The following is an 18,127-nucleotide window of genomic DNA, read 5'->3' on the forward strand; positions in this document are numbered from 1 at the left end:
GACCGTGGCGAGCATCCAACGCCGCGAGAACGGCTCCTGGCGCGCCCGCTACCGGGACGGCGACGGCCGCGAGCACGCCCGGCACTTTCCCCGGAAGATGGACGCCCAGGCGTGGCTGGACGAGGTGACCACGGCCGTCCGCACCGGCCGCTACGTGGACCCCGCCCACGATCGTGAGACGCTCGCCGGCTACTACGCGGAGTTCGTGGCCCGGCAAGTCTGGACCGCCGGCACGAGGGCCGCCGCCGGCACGGCCGTAGCCTCTTGCTCGTTTGCGTCCGTCCCCTTCGGAAAGCTCAGGCGCTCCCACGTTGAGGCATGGGTGAAGGGCATGTCGGAGGCGCTGGCGCCGTCCACGGTCCGCACCCGGTACAACTACGTGAAGATCATCGTCCGCGCCGCCGTGGCCGACCGGCGCCTGGCGGAGGACGTGACGCGTGGCGTGCGGCTCCCGGCCACGCGCAAGCGGGAGCACGCGATGGTGGTCCCGACGCCGGGGGAGGTGCGCCGGGTGCTCGAAGCGGCAGACGAGCACTACGCGCCGCTGTTCGCCCTCTGCGCGTTCGCCGGTCTACGGCTCGGGGAGGCCGCCGGCGTCCAGCTCGGGGACGTGGACTTCCTCCGTCGCACCTTGCACGTCTCCCGACAAGTCCAGCGGGCGAGCGCCGGAACGGTCGAGGTGAGGGCGCCTAAGTACGGGTCCGAACGGGACGTCTACCTCCCGGAGCCGCTCGTGCACCTCCTCGCCTCCCATGTCGAGGCCGGCGTCATCGGCGCGGAGGGGTGGCTGTTCCGGGGACCCAACGGCAACCCTCCGGATCGCGCCGCGGTCGGCTACTGGTGGCGCAAGGCGACCACAGCGGCCGGCGCGGAGTTCAGGCTTCACGATCTGCGGCACTTCTACGCCTCGGGGCTGATCGCGGCCGGGTGCGACGTGGTGACGGTCCAGCGGGCGCTCGGGCACTCGAACGCGTCGATCACGCTCGGGACGTACTCCCATCTGTGGCCGACCGCGGAGGACACGACGCGCCGGGCCGCGGCCGGCCTCATGGGGCAGGTTTTTGGAGCTCCTGCGGACTCTGTGCGGACTGACGGGGTAGCCCGCGCCGCTGACTAGGGCAAATAGGGCATATCAGCGGTAGTTGATGAACTGCAGGTCGACCTCGAGGTCCGAGCCCTTGAGCAGGGCGATCACGTCCTGCAGGTCGTCGCGGGACTTGGAGGACACCCGCAGCTCGTCGCCCTGGATGGTGGCCTTCACACCCTTGGGGCCCTCGTCGCGGATGAGCTTGGTGATCTTCTTCGCCTGGTCCTGGGCGATGCCCTCCTTGACGGAGGCCTCGATCCGGTTCTCCTTGCCGGAGGCGAAGGGCTCTCCGGCGTCGAGGGACTTCAGGGAGATGCCGCGCTTGACGAGCTTCGACTGGAAGACGTCGAGCACCGCGGTGACCCGCTCCTCCGAGTTGGCCTTCATGAGGATCTTCTCGCCGGAGAAGTCGATCTCCGCCCCCACGCCCTTGAAGTCGTAGCGCTGGGCGATCTCCTTCTGCGCCTGGTTCAGGGCGTTGGACACCTCCTGCTTGTCCACCTTGCTGACGACGTCGAACGAGGATTCGCTGGCCATTGTGCCTCCCGGACTGTGAGCTGTGGGGCGGGCCACGTGCGTCCCGCCGGACTGGGCGCCAGTCTAACGGGCGGTCCCCGTCACCGTTTCGTGATCCGAACCCAAGGATCCGTCCAGGTCGGCCTTCGAGGATGGCGGCATGAGCACCTCCCAGGACCCCGACGACGTGGTGCCCGGTGCGGCTCGGAGCCTGCGCGGGACCGCCGTCGCGGCCACCGCGCTGGCGGCCGCCCTGCTGATGGGCATCGGGATCGGCCCCGCCGCGGCCGACGCGACCGCCGCTGCGGGGAGCACGGTCGCCACGGCCCCGGCGGCGATCGGACCCGAGGTTGCGGAGCGGCTGGCCGGGATCGCCGAGGACCTCGCGGAGGCCGTCACCCACGGGGAGATCACCACCCAGCAGGCCGAGCGCTTCCTTCTGCAGGTCCACCACCGCATCGTGTCCTGAGCCCGCCGGGCGTGGTCGGGCAATTTCGCATACCGCCCGATCTTCTGTACTGTTGAACTGCTCCCGCACGCGGGGGCCGCACCCCGGCAGATTACCCGAGCGGCCAAAGGGGGCTGACTGTAAATCAGCTGGCATTGCCTACGGGGGTTCGAATCCCTCATCTGCCACAGGGAGATGTCTCAGGACATCGGAAGCACCCCGGACCACAGGTCCGGGGTGCTTTTTCGTGTCGGGGTGCTGACGGCCCGGTCGCCGCCGAGTGCGTCACCGCGGCGCGCGCCGGCTCCGAGGTCCTCCAGGCGTGCCGAGGGCCCGCGGCGGTCCCTCGCCGCCGGGACGAGCAGGACCGGTTTCGCACCCGAGTGGTCGCCGGGAAGGGCCGGCCACCGGGGTGCCGCCGTCCGGCGCTGCAGGCACGTCGTCCCCGCCGTCCCGCGGGCGGCGCCCCCCGAAGAGGGGATCAGGCGGCGGAGCCGCCGCGCCGATGCGCCATTAACAATTGCTAAAAAGATGCAAATCCTTATAGCTTGAACCGACAGCATCATCCGGCCGCGTTCCAGCACCCCCCGAGCTGGGCGCAGGGACCCCCCGCACCGGATGAACCAGCAGCACGACGAACCCTGCCGCGATCCCGCCGGTGCACGACCCCGGGACGTCAGGAGAACTGTGCCGCGCGCTGGTACCCCAGGGGCAGGCCCGGGGTCCTGAACGATTTGAGGAGACGTACCGATATGACTGCTGTGAAGAAGTGGGTGGCCGCCGGTTCGTCGGCCGCGGTCCTGGCGGGCGGCCTGTTCCTGGGTGCTCCGGCGGCCCACGCCGACACCTGCGCCGCTCCCGAGATGAGCGCCACCGTGAGCAACCTGGTCACGGCCGCAGACCACCTCCACGACACGAGCGTGCACTTCAACTCCCTCGTGACCGACCAGGACGTCCTGGCGCAGCTCCAGGCCCAGCAGGCGGTGCTGGAGGATGCCATCGTGAACGACGACACCATCGAGCGCGCCCAGGGTGCGTGGAACGCCATCCTCGGGCTTCAGCAGGGTTACGCGGACGCCACCGAGGACCCGGCGATCGACGCGGCCTACGCGGCCTCCTCCAGCGCGGCGGCGAACTTCGAGTCCACCGCCCGCGAGGCGCGGGCCCAGGGCGAGGTGTTCATGGAGGACGGGGCCGCGCTCGTCGCCCTGTTCCAGGGGAACTGCGGCCCGCTGTTCACCGGCGCCGACGACTGGACCGGCTCGGACGACACCGCCGACTGGACCGGCGCCGAGGGCGACTCTGCCTCCGGCGTGAACCAGGGCATCAACATGCAGACGGCCGAGGAGACCGGACCCGGTGCCGGCGTGCTCGCCGCGCTGCTGGCCTCCGTCGCGGCCGTGGCCGGGGCCGTGGCCTTCCGGATGCGCCGCACCCGCGCCTGATCCCGCTAGGCTGAGACGCCCTGGTGCCGCGCTCGCGCGGCACCAGGGCGCAGTCATCTGCCGACCCGAGCACGGAGGCCTCCCGCATGGACCCCACGCAGCAACAGGCACCGCGCCGCCGGTCCGGGGCGCGCTGGGCGGCCGCGGCCGGGGGCCTCGGCGCCGTGGCGGTCCTGTCCACGGTGCTGCTGACGGACCCGCTCGGCGCGGCCCCGCCGGAGCCCGTCCCACGGGCTCCCGCCGCGTCCGCCACCGCGGCGCCCACCCCGGGTCCGACCGCCGTGGCCGCGCAGGAGCCGGGCGAGTCCCGCCCGGAGGCCGCTGCGCCCGTCCGGCTGCGGGTCGACGACGCCCGGCTCGACGTGGCGGTGCTGCCCCTGGCCCCCAGCGAGCAGGAGCTGGCCACCGAGATGCTGGTCCCCCCGGACACCCTGGACGGCTACTGGCTCACCCCGTACGGCATGCCGGGGGAGGGCTCGGAGAACACCACGTACATCACGGGGCACAGCTGGGAGGGCCGTGACGCCCCGTTCAACCGGCTGAGCGACCCCGGCCTCGTGGGGAGCGAGATCGAGCTGGAGACGGAGAACGGGACCCTCGAGTACAGGGTGGACTCCGTGGTGACCCACGACAAGAACACCCTCAAGGACAGCGACATCTGGCGGATCGTGCCGGACCGGCTGGTCGTCGTCAGCTGCTACACCGAGGACCTGTGGGGCAAGAACGTCGTGCTCACGGCCTCGCCGGTGCCGTCGGGGCAGGCCTGAGGACAGCCGGGGCGCTCAGCACAGCGCGGCCCGCACCCGGGGCACCACCTCGGTGCCGAGCAGCGTGATCGCCTCGAGCGCCAGGTGGTGGGGAACGCCGCCCGCGTCCATCCGCAGCAGCAGCCGCTCGTGGCCCAGCGCCTGCTGCTGGGCCACGATCTTCGCGACGACCTCGTCCACGTCCCCCACCACGAGGGAGCCGTCCGGAGCGCACTGCCGGTCGTACTCCTCGCGGGTCCACCGGGGATCGCGCGCGAGAACGGGGCCGTGGCTGCGGGCCCCCGCCGCGAAGTAGGGATAGCTGAGCTCACGCGCCTGCTCGGCGGTGCGGGCGACGAACCCGGGGACGTTGAGGCCCACCGGGGTGGCCGGGTCCCGGCCGGACTCCTCGAGGGCCTGGCGGTAGGCCGCCACGGCCGGGAGCGCCTCGGCGAGGAGCCCGTGCGTGCGCAGCAGGGCCAGGGGCAGGCCCAGCACCCCCGCGCGGATCACCGAGTGCAGGGTCCCGGAGGAGCCCACCCACACCGGGAGCCGCGCCTGCAGCGGGCGCGGCTGGAGGTCGAGCTCGGCCTCCCGGCCGGCGAGCCGGCCGTCGAAGGTCGAGGGGTTCGTCTCCAGCAGCTCCAGCAGCTGGAGCAGCTTCTGCTCGAACAGGGCGTCGTGGTCCGCGTCCTCCAGCCCCAGGGCGCGCAGCACGCGTGCGGACGCGCCGCGGCCCACGACCATCTCGGCGCGCCCGCCCGAGATGTTGTCCAGCATCGCGATCTGCTCGTAGAGCTGCACGGGGTTGCCGGCGGTGAGCACGGACACGGCGGTGGTGAGGCGCAGCAGGCTGGTGCGGCCGGCGATCGCGGACAGCAGCACCACCGGTGAGGCGGCCACCACGTCCGTGCCGTGGTTCTCCCCGACGCCCATGACCGTCAGGCCGGCGCGCTCGGCGGCCTCGGCCTGCTCGATCATGTCCCCGAGCCGCTGCCGGGTGTCGGGCCGGGCGCCGGTGACGGGGTCCTGGACGACCTCGCCGAGGGAGAAGATGCCGATCTCGAATGCCATGGTGCGCCTCCGCCCGTCCCGGTCGTGGCCCCCAGTGTAGGAGCAGCGCGGGCCCGTCTTGAGCCACGAGTGAAATCCGGTGCCGCCCGGGTGGCCCGGCCCCTACGCTGGATCCCATGGCTACCGTTGACATCACCCAGGACACCCTGGGCCAGACCATCGCCGAGAACGACATCGTCCTGCTCGACTGGTGGGCCGAGTGGTGCGGACCGTGCAAGCAGTTCGCGCCCACCTACGAGGCCGCCTCCGAGAAGCACGAGGACATCGTCTTCGGGAAGGTCGACACCGAGGACCAGCAGATGCTCGCCGCCTCGGCGCAGATCTCCTCGATCCCCACGCTCATGGCCTTCCGCGAGGGCATCCTCGTGTTCTCCCAGCCCGGCGCGCTGCCCTCCTCCGCTCTCGACCAGGTGATCGACGCCGTCAAGGGCCTCGACATGGAGGAGGTCCGCGCGGAGGTCGCCAAGCAGTCCCAGGACGCGACCGACGCCTGAGCGTCGCTCCGCTCCCGCCCACGACGACGCCGGGCCCCGCCTCCGAGGAGGCGGGGCCCGGCGTCGTCGTGGGCGGAACGCGAGCCCGGGACGCGCGGGTCAGGCGACGCCGGCGACGCCGAACAGCGAGCCGAGCGCGAAGGTGGCCACCAGGGCCAGCGCCCCGCCGACCACCACGCGCACCACCGCGCGGCCGCGCTGCGGGGTGCCGCCGAGCTGGGCGCCCAGCCAGCCGGTGACGGCCAGGGCGGCGAGCACGGCGACGAAGGTGACCGGGATCCGCCAGGCCTCCGGCGGCAGGAGGATCGCCAGCATGGGCAGCATCGCCCCCACGAGGAAGGACAGCGCCGAGGCGACCGCCGCGCCCCACGGGCTGACGATGTCCTCCTGGTCGATGTTGAGCTCCGCGTCCAGATGCGCGGCCAGGGCGTCGTGCTCGGTGAGCTCCCGCGCCACCTGCCGGGCCGTGCCGACGGACAGACCCTTGGCCCGGTAGATCTCGGCGAGCTCGCGGAGCTCGGCCTCGGGCATGTCGAGCAGCTCCTGCTTCTCCTTCTCGACGAGGGCCCGGTGGGAGTCCGCCTGGCTGGACACGGACACGTACTCGCCCTGGGCCATGGACAGGGCACCGCCGACCAGGGCGGCGCCCCCGGCCAGGACGATCGCGCTGGTGCTCGTCGTGGCGCCGGCCACGCCCACCACGACCGCGGCCACCGAGACGATGCCGTCGTTGGCGCCCAGCACCCCGGCCCGCAGCTTGTTCATCCGCTCGGTGTAGCCCGCGCCGTGCGGCTCCTCGATCACGTGTTCGGTCGTCATGGCTCCATTGAACGCCCGGCGGCGCCGTCCTGCCAGGAAGGACAGGATGTCCTCACCGGGCGTCACCGGTGCCGGTGGTCCTCCGGGTGCAGCCGCGGGGCGAACGAGGGCTTGCGGAAGCCCGAGGCCCGCAGCAGGCGCACGACCCGCTGCCGGTCTCCCCGCCACGGCTCGAGCAGCTCGAGCATCCGCCGGTCGTCACCGGGACGGCGGTCGAAGAACCAGCACACGGTGTCCGCGAGGTGGAAGTCGAAGACGCTGACCGAGTCGGGGTCCCCGTGCGTGCACTGAAGGATCTCCGCGGCCGTCCACGGGCCCAGACCCGGGATCGAGCGCAGGGCCCGGTGCAGGCCGGCGTCCAGCGGGCCGCGGCCCAGGCGCTCCAGAGCCGGGGCCCGCTCGGCCACGCGCCGGACGGTGGCGGCCCGCGCGCCGTCGACCCCGGCCCGGTGCCACTCCCACGAGGGCACCGACCGCCACGCCTCGGCGGCCGGGGGGATGCGCATCCCCTCGGGGGCCGGCCCCGGAGGGGGCTCGCCGTGGCGGCGGACGAGCCGGCGGTGCGCGGCCACGGCCTCGCGCACGGTCACGCGCTGCTCCAGCACCGACAGCACCGCCCGGTCCAGCAGCCGCCCGGTCGAGGGCAGCCGCAGGCCCGGGTGGTGGTGACGCGCCGCGGCCAGCCGGTGCGGCAGGGCGCGGAAGGCCTCCGAGGCCTCGAACTCCGCCCAGGAGTCCTCCGCCCCGGCCCACCGCGGGGCCTCCGCGAGGAACTCCGCCGCCCCGGGACCCCAGGCGCGCACCAGCACGGGCCGCTGCAGCGGCCGGCCCGCCCCGGCGCGGGAGAACCGCGCCGCCACGGGTCCCGCCGCCGTGCGGGCGGTGACCCACACGCAGTCGGGCGCCGTCACCCGGACCAGCGGATCGCCCGCCCCGCGCGAGAGCACCCCGAGGGTCTGCCCCAGGTGCAGGGCGCCCTCGGGGTCCCACACCAGCTCGGCGTCCGCGGGCCGGGCCGGGCGGGGGCCGGCGGACGGGGGAGCGGTGGCGGTCATGAGACCATGATGGCAGTCCTGTCCGACGGCGCCGCGCCGGTCCGGGCGGGCCGCCCAGCCACCGAGGAGGCCATGCCCGCCACCGCGCTCCGGCGCCCCGCAGCCCCGGCCCCGCCGCCCGCACCCCTCACCGGGCGGGCGCGGCTGGTGCCCCCGGGCGTGGGGGCGCTGGTGCTCGTCCTGTACGTGTGGTGGTCCCTGCTGCAGTGGCACCGGTGGGAGGTCCCGTCCTGGGACCTGGGGATATTCACCCAGCTGGCCAAGTCCTACGCGGGCGGGCACGGGCCGGTCGTGCACCTCAAGGGGCACGGCGCCAACCTGCTGGGCGACCACTTCCACCCGATCCTCGTCCTGCTGGGCCCGCTCTACGCCCTGTTCCCCTCCGCGCTGACCCTGTTGGTGCTCCAGGACGTGCTCGTGGCCGTCTCCGCCGCGGCGCTGACCGGCTTCGCGGTCCGCGGTCTCGGTCCGGCGCCGGGTGCGGCCCTGGGGCTGGCCTACGGGCTGAGCTTCGGGCTGCAGGCCGCCGTGGCGGTGCAGTTCCACGAGGTCGCCTTCGCCCTCCCGCTGCTCGTGCTCGCCCTGGGCTGCCTGGTGGAGCGGCGCTGGACGCCGGCCGCGCTGTGGGCCGCGCCCGTCGCCCTCGTCAAGGAGGACCTCGGCGTCACCGTGGCGGTGCTCGGCCTCGTGCTCGCCTGGCGGGCCCACCGGGAGGCGGACGGGGACCGCGGCCCGGTGCTGCTCGGTCTGGGCCTCGCCGTGTGGGGGCTCGCCTGCTCCGTCCTGGCGATCGCCGTGGTGCTGCCCGCGCTCAGCCCGGACGGCCGGTTCGCCTACGCCGACCGGCTGGACCTCGCCGCCGCGGCGGCCGACCCCGTGGCGGCGCTGGTCTCCCTCGTGGTGCCGGGGCAGAAGGCGCTGACCTGGCTGGCGCTGCTGGCCACCGGGGTGGTGCTCGCGCTGCGCTCGCCGCTGGCGCTCGTGGCCCTGCCCACGCTGGCGTGGCGGATGCTCTCCCCGAACCACGGCTACTGGGGCACGGGGTGGCACTACAGCGCGGTGCTCATGCCCGTGGTCCTGCTCGCCCTGCTCGACGCCGTGCTGTGCCTGCGGCACGGGCGGCTGCACCGGCTCGCCCGCGCCGCACCGGCCCTGGCCCTGGCGGTGGCGCTGGTGCTGCTGCCCGGCCGGCCGCTGGCCGATCTCGCCGACCCGGTCGCGTACCGGCCGGACCCCCGCGCAGCCGCCAAGGAGGCGGTCCTCGCCGCCGTCCCCCGTGGGGCGAGCGTGGCCACGGACCTGACGCTGATCCACCACCTCGTCCCCCGCGCCGAGGTGCACTGGCTGGGCACCGAGGGCGACCCCGCCCCGGAGTACGTGGTGGTCGACCGGCTCGGCGCCACGTGGGGCGGGAGCCCGCCCGGGGACGTCGCCGGCTACGCCCGGGAGCGCTACGGGCCCCAGTACACGGTGGTGCGTGACGAGGACCACCTGGTGCTCGTGCGGCGCCGGGACTGAACGGGCCGCCGGGTGCGATAGAGTGGTCGGACCGAATCCGGTCACTCCCTCACTTTCTCGTGCAACGCGATGCCATGACGCGCATCGTGTTCGGCCGCGGCCCGTCCGCGCCGAGTCCGACGCTCCCGCCCCGCGCGGGGCTCCAAGTGGTTGGCAGGGACGTCCGGACACCACGACCGTGGCCGACGCCCCTGGGAACGCTCCCGGGCCGCCACCCGCACAGAACGAGGCACCGCCCCATGACCACCGACACCTCCACCGCGCCCGGCACCGCCGAGGAGCGCACCACCACCTTCGCCGAGCTGGGCATCGACCCCCGCGTGCTCGCCACCCTCGACGAGGTCGGCTACGAGAACCCCACCCCCATCCAGGCCGCGACCATCCCGGCGCTGCTGGCGGGCAAGGACGTCGTGGGCCTCGCCCAGACCGGCACCGGCAAGACCGCGGCCTTCGCGGTGCCCGCCCTGTCCCGGCTCGCCGAGCTCTCCGACGTCAACGGCGTCTCCCGCGACACCCAGGTGCTCGTGCTCGCCCCGACCCGCGAGCTCGCCCTCCAGGTCGGCGAGGCGTTCTCCTCCTACGCCGGCCACCTCGAGGACTTCACCGTCCTGCCGGTCTACGGCGGCTCCCCCTACGGCCCGCAGCTGGCCGGTCTGCGCCGCGGCGCCCAGGTGGTCGTCGGCACGCCCGGCCGCGTGATCGACCACCTCAAGAAGGGCTCCCTGGACCTGTCCCACCTGCAGTACGTGGTCCTCGACGAGGCCGACGAGATGCTGCGGATGGGCTTCGCGGAGGACGTCGAGGAGATCCTGTCCCAGACGCCGGTCGAGAAGCAGGTCGCGCTGTTCTCCGCGACCATGCCCCCGGCCATCCGCAAGATCGCCAAGCAGTACCTGCGCGACCCGCAGGAGATCGCGGTCAAGGGCAAGACCACCACGGGCACCAACACCCGGCAGCGCTACCTGCAGGTCATGGGCTCGCACAAGATGGAGGCCATGACCCGCATCCTCGAGGTCGGGGACTACGACGGCGTCATCGTCTTCGTGCGCACCAAGGCCGCCACCGAGGAGGTCGCCGACCGGCTCAAGGCCCGCGGCTACGCCGCCGCCGCCATCAACGGCGACATCCCGCAGAACATGCGCGAGCGCACCGTGGAGGCCCTGCGCGAGGGCAAGATCGACATCCTCGTGGCCACGGACGTCGCCGCCCGCGGCCTCGACGTCGAGCGAATTTCCCTCGTCGTCAACTACGACATCCCCCACGACACCGAGTCCTACGTGCACCGGATCGGCCGCACGGGCCGCGCCGGGCGCTCCGGCGAGGCGATCCTGTTCATGACCCCGCGGGAGAAGTACCTGCTGCGGGCCATCGAGAAGGCCACCCGCCAGCCGGTGGAGCTCATGCGCATGCCCTCCACCGAGGACGTCAACCGCACCCGCAAGGACAAGTTCGCCCAGCAGATCACGGACACCATGGAGTCCGAGGACCTCGGCCAGTTCCGCGAGCTCGTCGAGCAGTACCAGGCCGAGCACGACGTCGACGCCGTGGAGATCGCCGCTGCGATCGCCGTGATGGCCCAGGACGGGCGGCCCTTCTTCGTGGAGGAGTTGCCCGAGCCGCCGCAGCGCAGCCGGGACCGCGAGCGCCCGGGCCGGGACGGCGACGACCGGCCGCGGCGCGAGCCGCGCACCGAGAAGGGCATGGCCACGTACCGGCTGGCCGTGGGCCACCGCCACCGCGTGTCCCCGGGCTCCGTGGTGGGCGCGCTCACCAACGAGGGCGGCCTGAGCGGCGAGCAGATCGGGGCGATCGACATCCGCTCCACGCACACCCTCGTGGGCCTGCCGGAGAACCTGCCCGCCTCCACCCTGGACCGGCTCTCCCGCACCCGCATCAACGGTGAGCTCATCCAGCTCGAGGCCGACCGCGGCGCGGGCGCCGGCGGCCGGGCCCGGCCGCGGAGCACCTCCTCCTACCAGGACCGCCCCCGCCGCGGCGGCCCCCGGGGCGGGGAGTCCCGCGGCGGCTACCAGGGGCGCAAGCCCGGGTACTCGGCCGGGGAGCGCGACGGCGACCGGCCGCACCGCAAGCCGCGCCACAAGAACTACTGAGCCGGACGGCGGCACCCCGGTGCCGCCGGGTGAGGGTGGGCCGGACGGCCCACCCTCTTCCCAGCTCCCGGGGCTAGACTTCCGCGCATGGCGGTCGCGCGCTGGGGGAGGCTGCGGACGGAGCTGCGTTCCGTCCGCACCAGGGTGCTCGCCACGACCCTGGCCGTCCTGACCGTGGCGTTGCTCGCGGTGGGCGGCCTGACCCACTACCTGCGGCTCGTGGACCTCGACGAGTCGGTGCAGCGCGAGCTGGTCCAGGAGGCCGGGGAGCTGCAGAGGCTGGCCGAGCGCGGCCCCCTGCGACCGGGGGCGCCCCTCTCCGACGACCTGGACGCCCGCTCCGAGGAACGGTTCACCGACCTCCGCCGGCTCTTCTACTCCTTCATGACCACCACGGTCCCGGGCCAGTACGAGAGCGTGCTGGCGGTGATCGACGGGGAGCCGGTCTTCGAGCACGCGGACCGGTCCCGGTTCGAGCTCGACGACCCCGGCACGCTGGCCGCGGTCGCCGACCGCGCCCTCCCGGGGCAGACCGTGGTCTTCGACGTCGAGCAGAGCGGGCGGCAGCTGCGCCTGGGCGTCATCTCGGTGCTCCTCGACGCGGACCCCCGCCAGGGCTACCTCGTGGTGGGCGTCGACATGGGGGCCCAGCGGGCGATCATCCTCGACTCGCTGTGGCGCTACCTCGGCGTCTCGGCCCTGACCGTGGGCGTCACCGGCCTGGTGGCCTACGTCCTGGTCGGGCGGGTCACCGCCCCGATCACCCGGCTGCGCCGGGCCACCGCGCAGATCAGCCCCGACGACCTCGGACAGCGCGTGCCCGTGGCGCAGAACGACTCGGACGTGGGCCGGCTCGCCGAGAACTTCAACGGCATGCTCGACCGGATCGAGGCGGCCTTCGTCCAGCAGCGCCAGTTCCTCGACGACGCCGCCCACGAGCTGCGCACCCCGCTGACGATCCTGCACGGCAACCTCGAGCTGATGGACGAGCAGGACCCGGCGGACGTGGAGGAGACCCGGGCGCTCCTGCTGGACGAGATCGAGCGGATGAACCGGCTCGTGGAGGACCTGCTCCTGCTGGCCACGGCCCAGCGGACGGACTTCATCCGCCCCGGCACCCTCGACGTGCCCGTGTGGCTGGAGCGGACCCTGGAGCGGCTGCGCGCACTGGGCGACCGGCGGTGGATCCTGGAGTCCCGGGCCGAGGGGCGGATCCTGGCCGACGGGCAGCGGCTGACCCAGGCCGTGGTCCAGCTCGCGGCCAACGCGGTCAAGTTCACCGGTCCGGGGGAGTCCGTGGCCCTCGGAGCGGCCTGGGCGCCGGGACCGGCCGGCCCCGGCACCGGCACACCGGGGCGGCACCTCGAGGTGTGGGTCCGGGACACCGGCGTGGGCGTGGCGCCGGAGGACCAGCAGCGGATCTTCGAGCGCTTCGGCCGCGCCGAGTCCGGGCGCACCGTGGAGGGCTCCGGGCTCGGCCTCGCCATCGTCGCGGCCATCGCCCAGGGCCACGGCGGGACCGTGACCCTGCGCTCGAGCCCCGGGCAGGGAGCCACCTTCACCCTCCGGCTGCCCGACTCCCGGCCCGCCGCCCCCGCCGCCCCTGCGGCCCCCGCCGCGGGCTCCTCCGCGGGCGCCCCCGCCGCGGACACCTCCCCGCCGGTGCGAGCCGGCCTCAGGGCCTAGGGGCACCCGGTGGTGAGCATCCTCATCGCCGAGGACGAGGAACGGATCTCCCGCTTCGTCCAGAAGGGCCTGCGCGCCGCCGGCTACACCACCACCGTGGTGGAGGACGGGCGCAGCGCCCTCGACTACGCCAGCACGGGGGAGTTCGACCTGCTCGTCCTCGACGTCGGCCTGCCCGGCATGGACGGGTTCACCGTGCTCTCGGCGCTGCGCGCCATGGGCAGCTCGCTGCCGGTGATCATGTGCACGGCCCGCGACTCCGTGGCGGACACGGTGGCGGGCCTGGACCAGGGGGCCGACGACTACCTCGCCAAACCGTTCCGCTTCCAGGAGCTGCTCGCCCGCGTCCGGGCCCGGCTGCGGGACCGTCCCGCGGACCGGTCCGCCCCGGAGCGGCTGAGCTACGGGGGCCTGGCCCTGGACCTGGACACGCGGTGCGCGGTGGTCGAGGGCCGGGAGATCGAGCTCTCCGCCCGTGAGTTCGCCATGGCCCGGGCCTTCCTCGAGAACCCGGGTCGGGTGCTCACCCGCGACCAGCTGCTGGCCAAGGTCTGGGGCTACGACTTCGCCGGATCGTCCAACGTGGTCGACGTCTACGTCCGGCACCTGCGCGCCAAGCTCGGCGCGGAGCGCATCGTGACCGTGCGGGGGGCCGGTTACCGCCTGGCCCTCCTCTGCGCGGGCCCGGGGCCGTCGATGAAAGCCCTCTCATCGACGCCTCATGTCCCCGTCATGTCCGGGGGCCACACTCGACGGCGGAGGAACCACGCCGGACCGTCCGGGCCTCCGCGAGGAGGACGCGATGCGCGACGACGACCTGCGGCTGGTGCTGTACTCGCACGACCGCGGGGGACAGGGCCACGCCCGGCGGAACCTGGCGCTGGCCGGGGCCCTCGCCCGGCAGCTGCCGGTGCTGACCGGGCGCCGGGCGGCGGGCGTGCTGCTGACCGGCGCCGACGTCGCCGGCTCCCGCACGTGGCCCGAGGGGTTCGACCAGGTGGTCCTGCCCGGGGTCGGGCAGGACGCCGACGGGCGCGTCCCCGACGGGCCGGCCGTGTCCGCCGCGCGCGTGCGCTCCGAGATGGTGGACGCCGTGCTCACCGACGTCCGCCCGCACCTGGTCGTGGTGGACGGCCGGCCCTGGGGACCGGACCGGGAGCTGCTGGAGCCGCTGCTGAGGCTGCGCGCCGGCTCTCCCGGAACGGTCGTCGTCCTGGGCCTGCCGGAGGTGCTCGGTGAGTCCTGGGCCGCGGCCCCCGAGTGGGTCGCCCCCGAGGACGTCGGCCTGCTCCAGGAGGCGTACGACCAGATCTGGGTCTACGGCGACCCGGCCGTGCACGACCCCCTGTCCACCGGCGAGATCCCCGCCGCGCTCGCCGGCCTGGTCCGCTGCACCGGCTACCTGACGGCGGGCGCCGCCCCCGGACGGCGCACCGCCGGCGGCGTCGCGCCCCACGTCCTGACGCTGGCGGGCACCGGGCCCGAGGGTTCCCGGCTGGCCCTCGCGGCCGCCCGCACCCGGGTCCCGCACGGTCACCGCCACGTGCTGGTCACCGGGCCGGGGATGCCCGCGGAGCACGCCGCCCAGGTGCGCGCGGCCGCCGTGCCCGGCACGCTCGTCCTGCCCGGCCTGCCCGGCCTGCCGGACGCGCTCGCCGAGGTCGCGGACGCGGCCGCCGTCGTGTCCTCGGCCGGCTACGGCCCGGTCGCGGAGATCCTCGGCACGGACGCCCCCGCGCTCGTGGTGCCCCAGGCAGGCGCCGGGCCGGAGCAGCTGGCCCGGGCCCGGGCCCTCCAGGGGCACGGCGCGGTCGACGTCCTGACCCCGGACTCCCTGACCGGCGCCGCGCTCGGCGGATGGCTGCACCGCGTGGTCGGCACGGTGCGGCCGCGCGGGCACCTCGCCCTCGACGGGCTGCGCGTGGCGCCCGCCCTCGCCGCGTGCCTGCTGCCCGGGCCGTGCCCCGAGGACAGCTCCGAGCTCGTGCTCGCCGGGCTGAACGCCTGACGGCGGCCTCCGGTGACCGAGCCCGTCCCGCCCGGGTCCCCGGCACGGGGCGGGAGACGGGCGCTCCGGGCGGCGGTGTCGCTCGGGCTCGTCGGAGGGACGGTGCTGCTGCTGTGGCACGTGCTCGGCGGTCCGGACGGGACGGAGGTCGTGCGGGACGGCGTCTCCGTCGGCGGCACCCCCACGCCGTCGTCGCTGTCCGTGCCGGTCGACCCCGCACCGCCGGCGCAGCTGCCCCTGCCGGTCCGGCCCGCGCCGCCCGGTCCCGGCCGGGACGACGGCGGCGGCGAGGGCCCCGGCATGTTCCGCGCCTCGCCGCAGGGCTCCCCGGCGCCGCCGGGAGCGCCGCCGGAGGACGGTGAGGGACCACCCCCCGTAGGGGGCCGCGGGCCGGGGAGGCAGCTGCCGGCCGAGCGCCCGGCGGGGGCCTGCGGCGATTTTTGTTTTGCCGAAACGTGCTGGTAGAGTCTTCGTCGTTGCCCCGATAGCTCAGTGGTAGAGCGCCATCTTGGTAAGATGGAGGTCCCGGGATCGATTCCCGGTCGGGGCTCTCGTGATGAGATCCCGTGGGCACGGCCACCAGGCCGTGCGCCACGGTTTCCCATCTACCTGGCGGTGTAGCTCAGCTGGTTAGAGCGCACGACTCATAATCGTGAGGTCGACGGATCGAGCCCGTCCACCGCTACGGCGAAAAGCCCGTGACCCTTGCCGGTCACGGGCTTTTGTCGTGCCGCACCGGCGGCTTCCCGCCCGGGCCCCGCGGCGCCGGCCCGGCGCCGGCCCGGCGCCGGGCCGGCGCCGGGCCGGCCCCCCGCCGGGGAGCCCACCGGCCGGAGCGCGCCCGGACGGTGGGCCACGACGGCGAGGAGCCCCGCCGTAGACTGGGCGGGTTCCTGCCGCTCCAGCGCGGCGCCGTCCAGCGAGGAGCTGCCATGCCCCTGAACCCCGATCTGGTCGGGCGGACCTATCCGCCGACCGAGACCTACAGCGTCGGCCGCGAGGCGATCCGCGAGTTCGCCCGCGCCGTCCAGGCCGGCCACCCCGCCCACCACGACGTCGAGGCCGCCCGGTCGCTCGGGCACGCCGATCTCGTGGCGCCCCCCACGTTCGCGATCGTCGTCGCCCAGCGCGCCGACGCCGCGCTCATCGCCGACCCCGAGGCCGGCATCGACTTCTCGCGCGTGGTCCACGCCGACCAGCGCTTCACCCACCACCGCCCGATCGTCGCCGGCGACGAGCTCGTGGCCGAGCTGCACGTGGACCAGGTCCGGGCCATGGGCGCGGGCGCCATGGTGACGTCCCGGGCCGAGATCCGCACCGCGGACGGCGAACAGGTCGCCACCACCGTGTCGTCCCTGCTGGTGCGCGGAGAGGAGCAGGACGCATGAGCATCGCCTTCGACGATCTCGAGAAGGGCCAGGAGATCGGGCAGCGCCGCATCGAGCTCTCCCGCGCGGACCTGGTCCGCTACGCCGGCGCCTCCGGGGACCTCAACCCCATCCACTGGAACGAGCAGTTCGCCCGGGCCGTGGACCTGCCCGACGTCATCGCCCACGGGATGCTCACCATGGGGGCGGCCGTGCAGCTCGTCACCGACTGGGCCGGCGACCCCGGCGCCGTCGTCGACTACCAGACCCGCTTCACCAAGCCGGTCGTGGTGCCCAACCGCTTCGGGACCGCGGTCGAGGCCTCCACCGCGCTCACGGTCAGCGGGCGGATCGGGGCGCTCGACGCCGCCGCCCGCACCGCGCGCGTCGACCTCACCGTGACCGCCCCCGACCTCGCTGCGCCGGACGCCGACCCGGCGACCGCCGCGCAGCTCAAGGTGCTGGTGAAGGCCCAAGCCGTGGTGCAGCTGGCATGAGGTCCTGGCGGGACGCGGTCCTCGCCGTCTACCTCGCCTCGGGGCTGGCGCTCTCGGCCTGGCTGACCCGCCTGCCCGCCATCGCCGACGGACTCGGGCTCTCGCCCGCCGGGCTGGGGGCGCTGCTGCTCACCCAGACGGTGGCTGCCTTCGTGTCCGTGTCGCTGTCCGGGGTCACGGTGGCGCGGCTGGGCCCGGCCCGCGCCCTGCGCCTCACCTCCGCCCTCGTCGCGGCCGGGCTCGTGCTCATCGGCGCCGGCGCCTCCGCGGCCGGGTCCCTGCCCGTGGCCACGGCCGGCTTCCTGCTCTTCGGCACCGGCCTGGCCACCTGGAACGTGGCCGCCAACGTCGAGGGCGTGGCCTGCGAGAGCGCGCTCGGCCGCACGGTCATGCCGGTCATGCACGCGTTCTTCTCGGTCGGCACCGTGCTCGGCGCGGGGATCGGCGCCGGCGCCGCGGCCCTCGGGGTGCCGGTGGCCTGGCACACGGGGGTCATGGCCGTGGTGGTCCTGGCGCTCGTCCGCACGGCGGTGCGCTCCTTCCAGGGGGAGGACCCCCGCGCCCGGCCGGAGCCGCGCACCGACACCGGGTCCCTGGACCTCGAGGCCGTCGCCGCCGCGTCCCCGCGCACGCACGGGGTGCGCGGCGCGTGGCGCACCCCGCGCAACCTCGTGGTCGGGCTCTTCGTGCTGGGCGTGGCCCTCGCCGAGGGCGCGGCCAACGACTGGGTGGCGCTCGCCCTGACCCAGGGCTACGGCACCTCCGAGGCGCTCGGCGCCCTGGGCTACGGGATCTTCGTGACCGCGATGACCGCCGGCCGGCTCGCCGGGACCCCGCTGCTCGACCGGTTCGGGCGGGTGACGATCCTCCGGGCGGCGGGCACCCTGGCCGCGGCGGGCCTCGGCGTGTTCGTGCTCTCCCCGTGGCTGGGGCTCGGGCTGGCGGGACTGTTCGTGTGGGGCCTGGGGGTCTCCCTCGGCTTCCCGGTCGGCATGTCCGCCGCCGCGGACGACACCGAGAACGCGGCCGCCAACGTCTCGGTCGTCTCGACCATCGGCTACGGCGCCTTCCTCGGCGGCCCGCCGCTGCTGGGCCTGCTCGGCGACGCGGTCGGGGTGCGCCCGGCGCTGGGCGCCGTGGCGCTGTTCGTCGTCGTCTCCCTGCTCCTGGTCCCCGCCCTGCGCCCGGCGAACCCCTCCGCGCCGCCGCGGGCCGTCGGCGCCGGCTCGCCCCGGGACGGCCGATAAACTGGGTGC

The 18,127-nt window shown here is 74.7% G+C and carries 16 protein-coding genes, 3 tRNA genes and 1 pseudogene; 16 read left to right on the forward strand and 4 right to left on the reverse strand.

Going from position 1 to position 18,127, the window contains the following annotated elements; translation table 11 throughout:
* Nucleotides 1-4: 4 nt before the first annotated feature.
* A complete protein-coding gene (locus PU704_RS06745) occupies nt 5-1,117 on the forward strand; it encodes a tyrosine-type recombinase/integrase (RefSeq protein ID WP_277550762.1) in 1,113 nt (370 codons plus the stop codon).
* Nucleotides 1,118-1,132: 15 nt separating this feature from the next.
* Here PU704_RS06745 and PU704_RS06750 read toward each other — a convergent pair whose 3' ends face one another.
* Nucleotides 1,133-1,624: a YajQ family cyclic di-GMP-binding protein gene (locus PU704_RS06750; RefSeq protein WP_277550764.1), complete on the reverse strand. Its 492-nt coding sequence runs from the start codon at nt 1,622-1,624 to the stop codon at nt 1,133-1,135.
* A 139-nt stretch (nt 1,625-1,763) separates the two neighbouring features.
* Between PU704_RS06750 and PU704_RS06755 the strand changes: the two genes are divergently transcribed.
* The 4 genes from PU704_RS06755 to PU704_RS06770 all read left to right on the forward strand — a co-directional run bounded on the left by PU704_RS06755 (nt 1,764) and on the right by PU704_RS06770 (nt 4,263).
* Nucleotides 1,764-2,072, forward strand: a complete 309-nt coding sequence (locus tag PU704_RS06755) for a hypothetical protein (RefSeq protein WP_277550766.1) — start codon at nt 1,764-1,766, stop codon at nt 2,070-2,072.
* An 85-nt stretch (nt 2,073-2,157) separates the two neighbouring features.
* Nucleotides 2,158-2,239, forward strand: a tRNA-Tyr gene (locus tag PU704_RS06760).
* A gap of 564 nt (nt 2,240-2,803) precedes the next feature.
* Nucleotides 2,804-3,496 carry a hypothetical protein gene (locus PU704_RS06765; protein ID WP_277550767.1) on the forward strand — a complete coding sequence of 231 codons (693 nt, stop codon included), beginning with the start codon at nt 2,804-2,806 and terminating at the stop codon, nt 3,494-3,496.
* Nucleotides 3,497-3,582: 86 nt separating this feature from the next.
* Nucleotides 3,583-4,263 carry a class F sortase gene (locus PU704_RS06770; RefSeq protein WP_277550768.1) on the forward strand — a complete coding sequence of 227 codons (681 nt, stop codon included), beginning with the start codon at nt 3,583-3,585 and terminating at the stop codon, nt 4,261-4,263.
* A 15-nt stretch (nt 4,264-4,278) separates the two neighbouring features.
* Here the strand turns inward: PU704_RS06770 and PU704_RS06775 are convergent, their stop codons facing one another.
* Nucleotides 4,279-5,316, reverse strand: coding sequence for an LLM class flavin-dependent oxidoreductase (locus PU704_RS06775; RefSeq protein WP_277550769.1), 1,038 nt, complete (start codon nt 5,314-5,316; stop codon nt 4,279-4,281).
* A gap of 116 nt (nt 5,317-5,432) precedes the next feature.
* Here PU704_RS06775 and PU704_RS06780 point away from each other — a divergent pair, with 116 nt between their 5' ends.
* Nucleotides 5,433-5,810: a thioredoxin family protein gene (locus PU704_RS06780; RefSeq protein ID WP_075871779.1), complete on the forward strand. Its 378-nt coding sequence runs from the start codon at nt 5,433-5,435 to the stop codon at nt 5,808-5,810.
* A 99-nt stretch (nt 5,811-5,909) separates the two neighbouring features.
* Here the strand turns inward: PU704_RS06780 and PU704_RS06785 are convergent, their stop codons facing one another.
* Together PU704_RS06785 and PU704_RS06790 are read right to left on the reverse strand one after the other, a co-directional pair.
* Nucleotides 5,910-6,629, reverse strand: coding sequence for a VIT1/CCC1 transporter family protein (locus PU704_RS06785; RefSeq protein ID WP_277550770.1), 720 nt, complete (start codon nt 6,627-6,629; stop codon nt 5,910-5,912).
* Between the two features lie 62 nt (nt 6,630-6,691).
* Entirely contained in the window at nt 6,692-7,684 is a 993-nt protein-coding gene (locus PU704_RS06790; RefSeq protein ID WP_277550771.1) for a DNA-3-methyladenine glycosylase family protein, read from the reverse strand.
* A 6-nt stretch (nt 7,685-7,690) separates the two neighbouring features.
* Here PU704_RS06790 and PU704_RS06795 point away from each other — a divergent pair, with 6 nt between their 5' ends.
* From PU704_RS06795 to PU704_RS06840, 10 genes and pseudogenes are all read left to right on the forward strand, one after another.
* Entirely contained in the window at nt 7,691-9,202 is a 1,512-nt protein-coding gene (locus PU704_RS06795; protein WP_277550772.1) for a DUF2079 domain-containing protein, read from the forward strand.
* 239 nt (nt 9,203-9,441) lie between these two features.
* Nucleotides 9,442-11,313, forward strand: coding sequence for a DEAD/DEAH box helicase (locus tag PU704_RS06800; protein WP_277550773.1), 1,872 nt, complete (start codon nt 9,442-9,444; stop codon nt 11,311-11,313).
* An 87-nt stretch (nt 11,314-11,400) separates the two neighbouring features.
* Nucleotides 11,401-12,999 (forward strand): sensor histidine kinase, encoded by a 1,599-nt coding sequence (locus PU704_RS06805; RefSeq protein ID WP_277550774.1) that lies wholly within the window; start codon nt 11,401-11,403, stop codon nt 12,997-12,999.
* A 9-nt stretch (nt 13,000-13,008) separates the two neighbouring features.
* Nucleotides 13,009-13,668 (forward strand): annotated as a pseudogene (locus tag PU704_RS06810) (response regulator transcription factor); the annotation flags it as partial.
* A gap of 133 nt (nt 13,669-13,801) precedes the next feature.
* A complete protein-coding gene (locus PU704_RS06815; RefSeq protein WP_277550799.1) occupies nt 13,802-15,007 on the forward strand; it encodes a glycosyltransferase family protein in 1,206 nt (401 codons plus the stop codon).
* A gap of 478 nt (nt 15,008-15,485) precedes the next feature.
* Nucleotides 15,486-15,557, forward strand: a tRNA-Thr gene (locus tag PU704_RS06820).
* 61 nt (nt 15,558-15,618) lie between these two features.
* Nucleotides 15,619-15,692 (forward strand) — tRNA-Met (locus PU704_RS06825).
* 247 nt (nt 15,693-15,939) lie between these two features.
* On the forward strand, nt 15,940-16,395 hold the full coding sequence (locus PU704_RS06830) for a MaoC family dehydratase N-terminal domain-containing protein (RefSeq protein ID WP_047803692.1): 456 nt from the start codon (nt 15,940-15,942) through the stop codon (nt 16,393-16,395).
* Nucleotides 16,392-16,871 carry a MaoC family dehydratase gene (locus PU704_RS06835; protein WP_075871775.1) on the forward strand — a complete coding sequence of 160 codons (480 nt, stop codon included), beginning with the start codon at nt 16,392-16,394 and terminating at the stop codon, nt 16,869-16,871. Before PU704_RS06830 ends, PU704_RS06835 begins: the two co-directional genes overlap by 4 nt.
* Nucleotides 16,868-18,118, forward strand: coding sequence for an MFS transporter (locus tag PU704_RS06840; protein WP_277550775.1), 1,251 nt, complete (start codon nt 16,868-16,870; stop codon nt 18,116-18,118). Before PU704_RS06835 ends, PU704_RS06840 begins: the two co-directional genes overlap by 4 nt.
* The last annotated feature ends 9 nt before the right edge of the window (nt 18,119-18,127 follow it).

It is taken from the genome of Kocuria oceani (genome assembly GCF_029524215.1).
Lineage (GTDB): Bacteria > Actinomycetota > Actinomycetes > Actinomycetales > Micrococcaceae > Kocuria > Kocuria oceani.

Bases quoted from the DNA above. Each gene is read 5' to 3' on its own strand.
- PU704_RS06750 (WP_277550764.1), bottom strand. From the start codon at position 1,624: ATGGCCAGCGAATCCTCGTTCGACGTCGTCAGCAAGGTGGACAAGCAG.
- PU704_RS06755 (WP_277550766.1), top strand. From the start codon at position 1,764: ATGAGCACCTCCCAGGACCCCGACGACGTGGTGCCCGGTGCGGCTCGG.
- PU704_RS06765 (WP_277550767.1), top strand. From the start codon at position 2,804: ATGACTGCTGTGAAGAAGTGGGTGGCCGCCGGTTCGTCGGCCGCGGTC.
- PU704_RS06770 (WP_277550768.1), top strand. From the start codon at position 3,583: ATGGACCCCACGCAGCAACAGGCACCGCGCCGCCGGTCCGGGGCGCGC.
- PU704_RS06775 (WP_277550769.1), bottom strand. From the start codon at position 5,316: ATGGCATTCGAGATCGGCATCTTCTCCCTCGGCGAGGTCGTCCAGGAC.
- PU704_RS06780 (WP_075871779.1), top strand. From the start codon at position 5,433: ATGGCTACCGTTGACATCACCCAGGACACCCTGGGCCAGACCATCGCC.
- PU704_RS06785 (WP_277550770.1), bottom strand. From the start codon at position 6,629: ATGACGACCGAACACGTGATCGAGGAGCCGCACGGCGCGGGCTACACC.
- PU704_RS06790 (WP_277550771.1), bottom strand. From the start codon at position 7,684: ATGACCGCCACCGCTCCCCCGTCCGCCGGCCCCCGCCCGGCCCGGCCC.
- PU704_RS06795 (WP_277550772.1), top strand. From the start codon at position 7,691: ATGATGGCAGTCCTGTCCGACGGCGCCGCGCCGGTCCGGGCGGGCCGC.
- PU704_RS06800 (WP_277550773.1), top strand. From the start codon at position 9,442: ATGACCACCGACACCTCCACCGCGCCCGGCACCGCCGAGGAGCGCACC.
- PU704_RS06805 (WP_277550774.1), top strand. From the start codon at position 11,401: ATGGCGGTCGCGCGCTGGGGGAGGCTGCGGACGGAGCTGCGTTCCGTC.
- PU704_RS06815 (WP_277550799.1), top strand. From the start codon at position 13,802: ATGCGCGACGACGACCTGCGGCTGGTGCTGTACTCGCACGACCGCGGG.
- PU704_RS06830 (WP_047803692.1), top strand. From the start codon at position 15,940: ATGCCCCTGAACCCCGATCTGGTCGGGCGGACCTATCCGCCGACCGAG.
- PU704_RS06835 (WP_075871775.1), top strand. From the start codon at position 16,392: ATGAGCATCGCCTTCGACGATCTCGAGAAGGGCCAGGAGATCGGGCAG.
- PU704_RS06840 (WP_277550775.1), top strand. From the start codon at position 16,868: ATGAGGTCCTGGCGGGACGCGGTCCTCGCCGTCTACCTCGCCTCGGGG.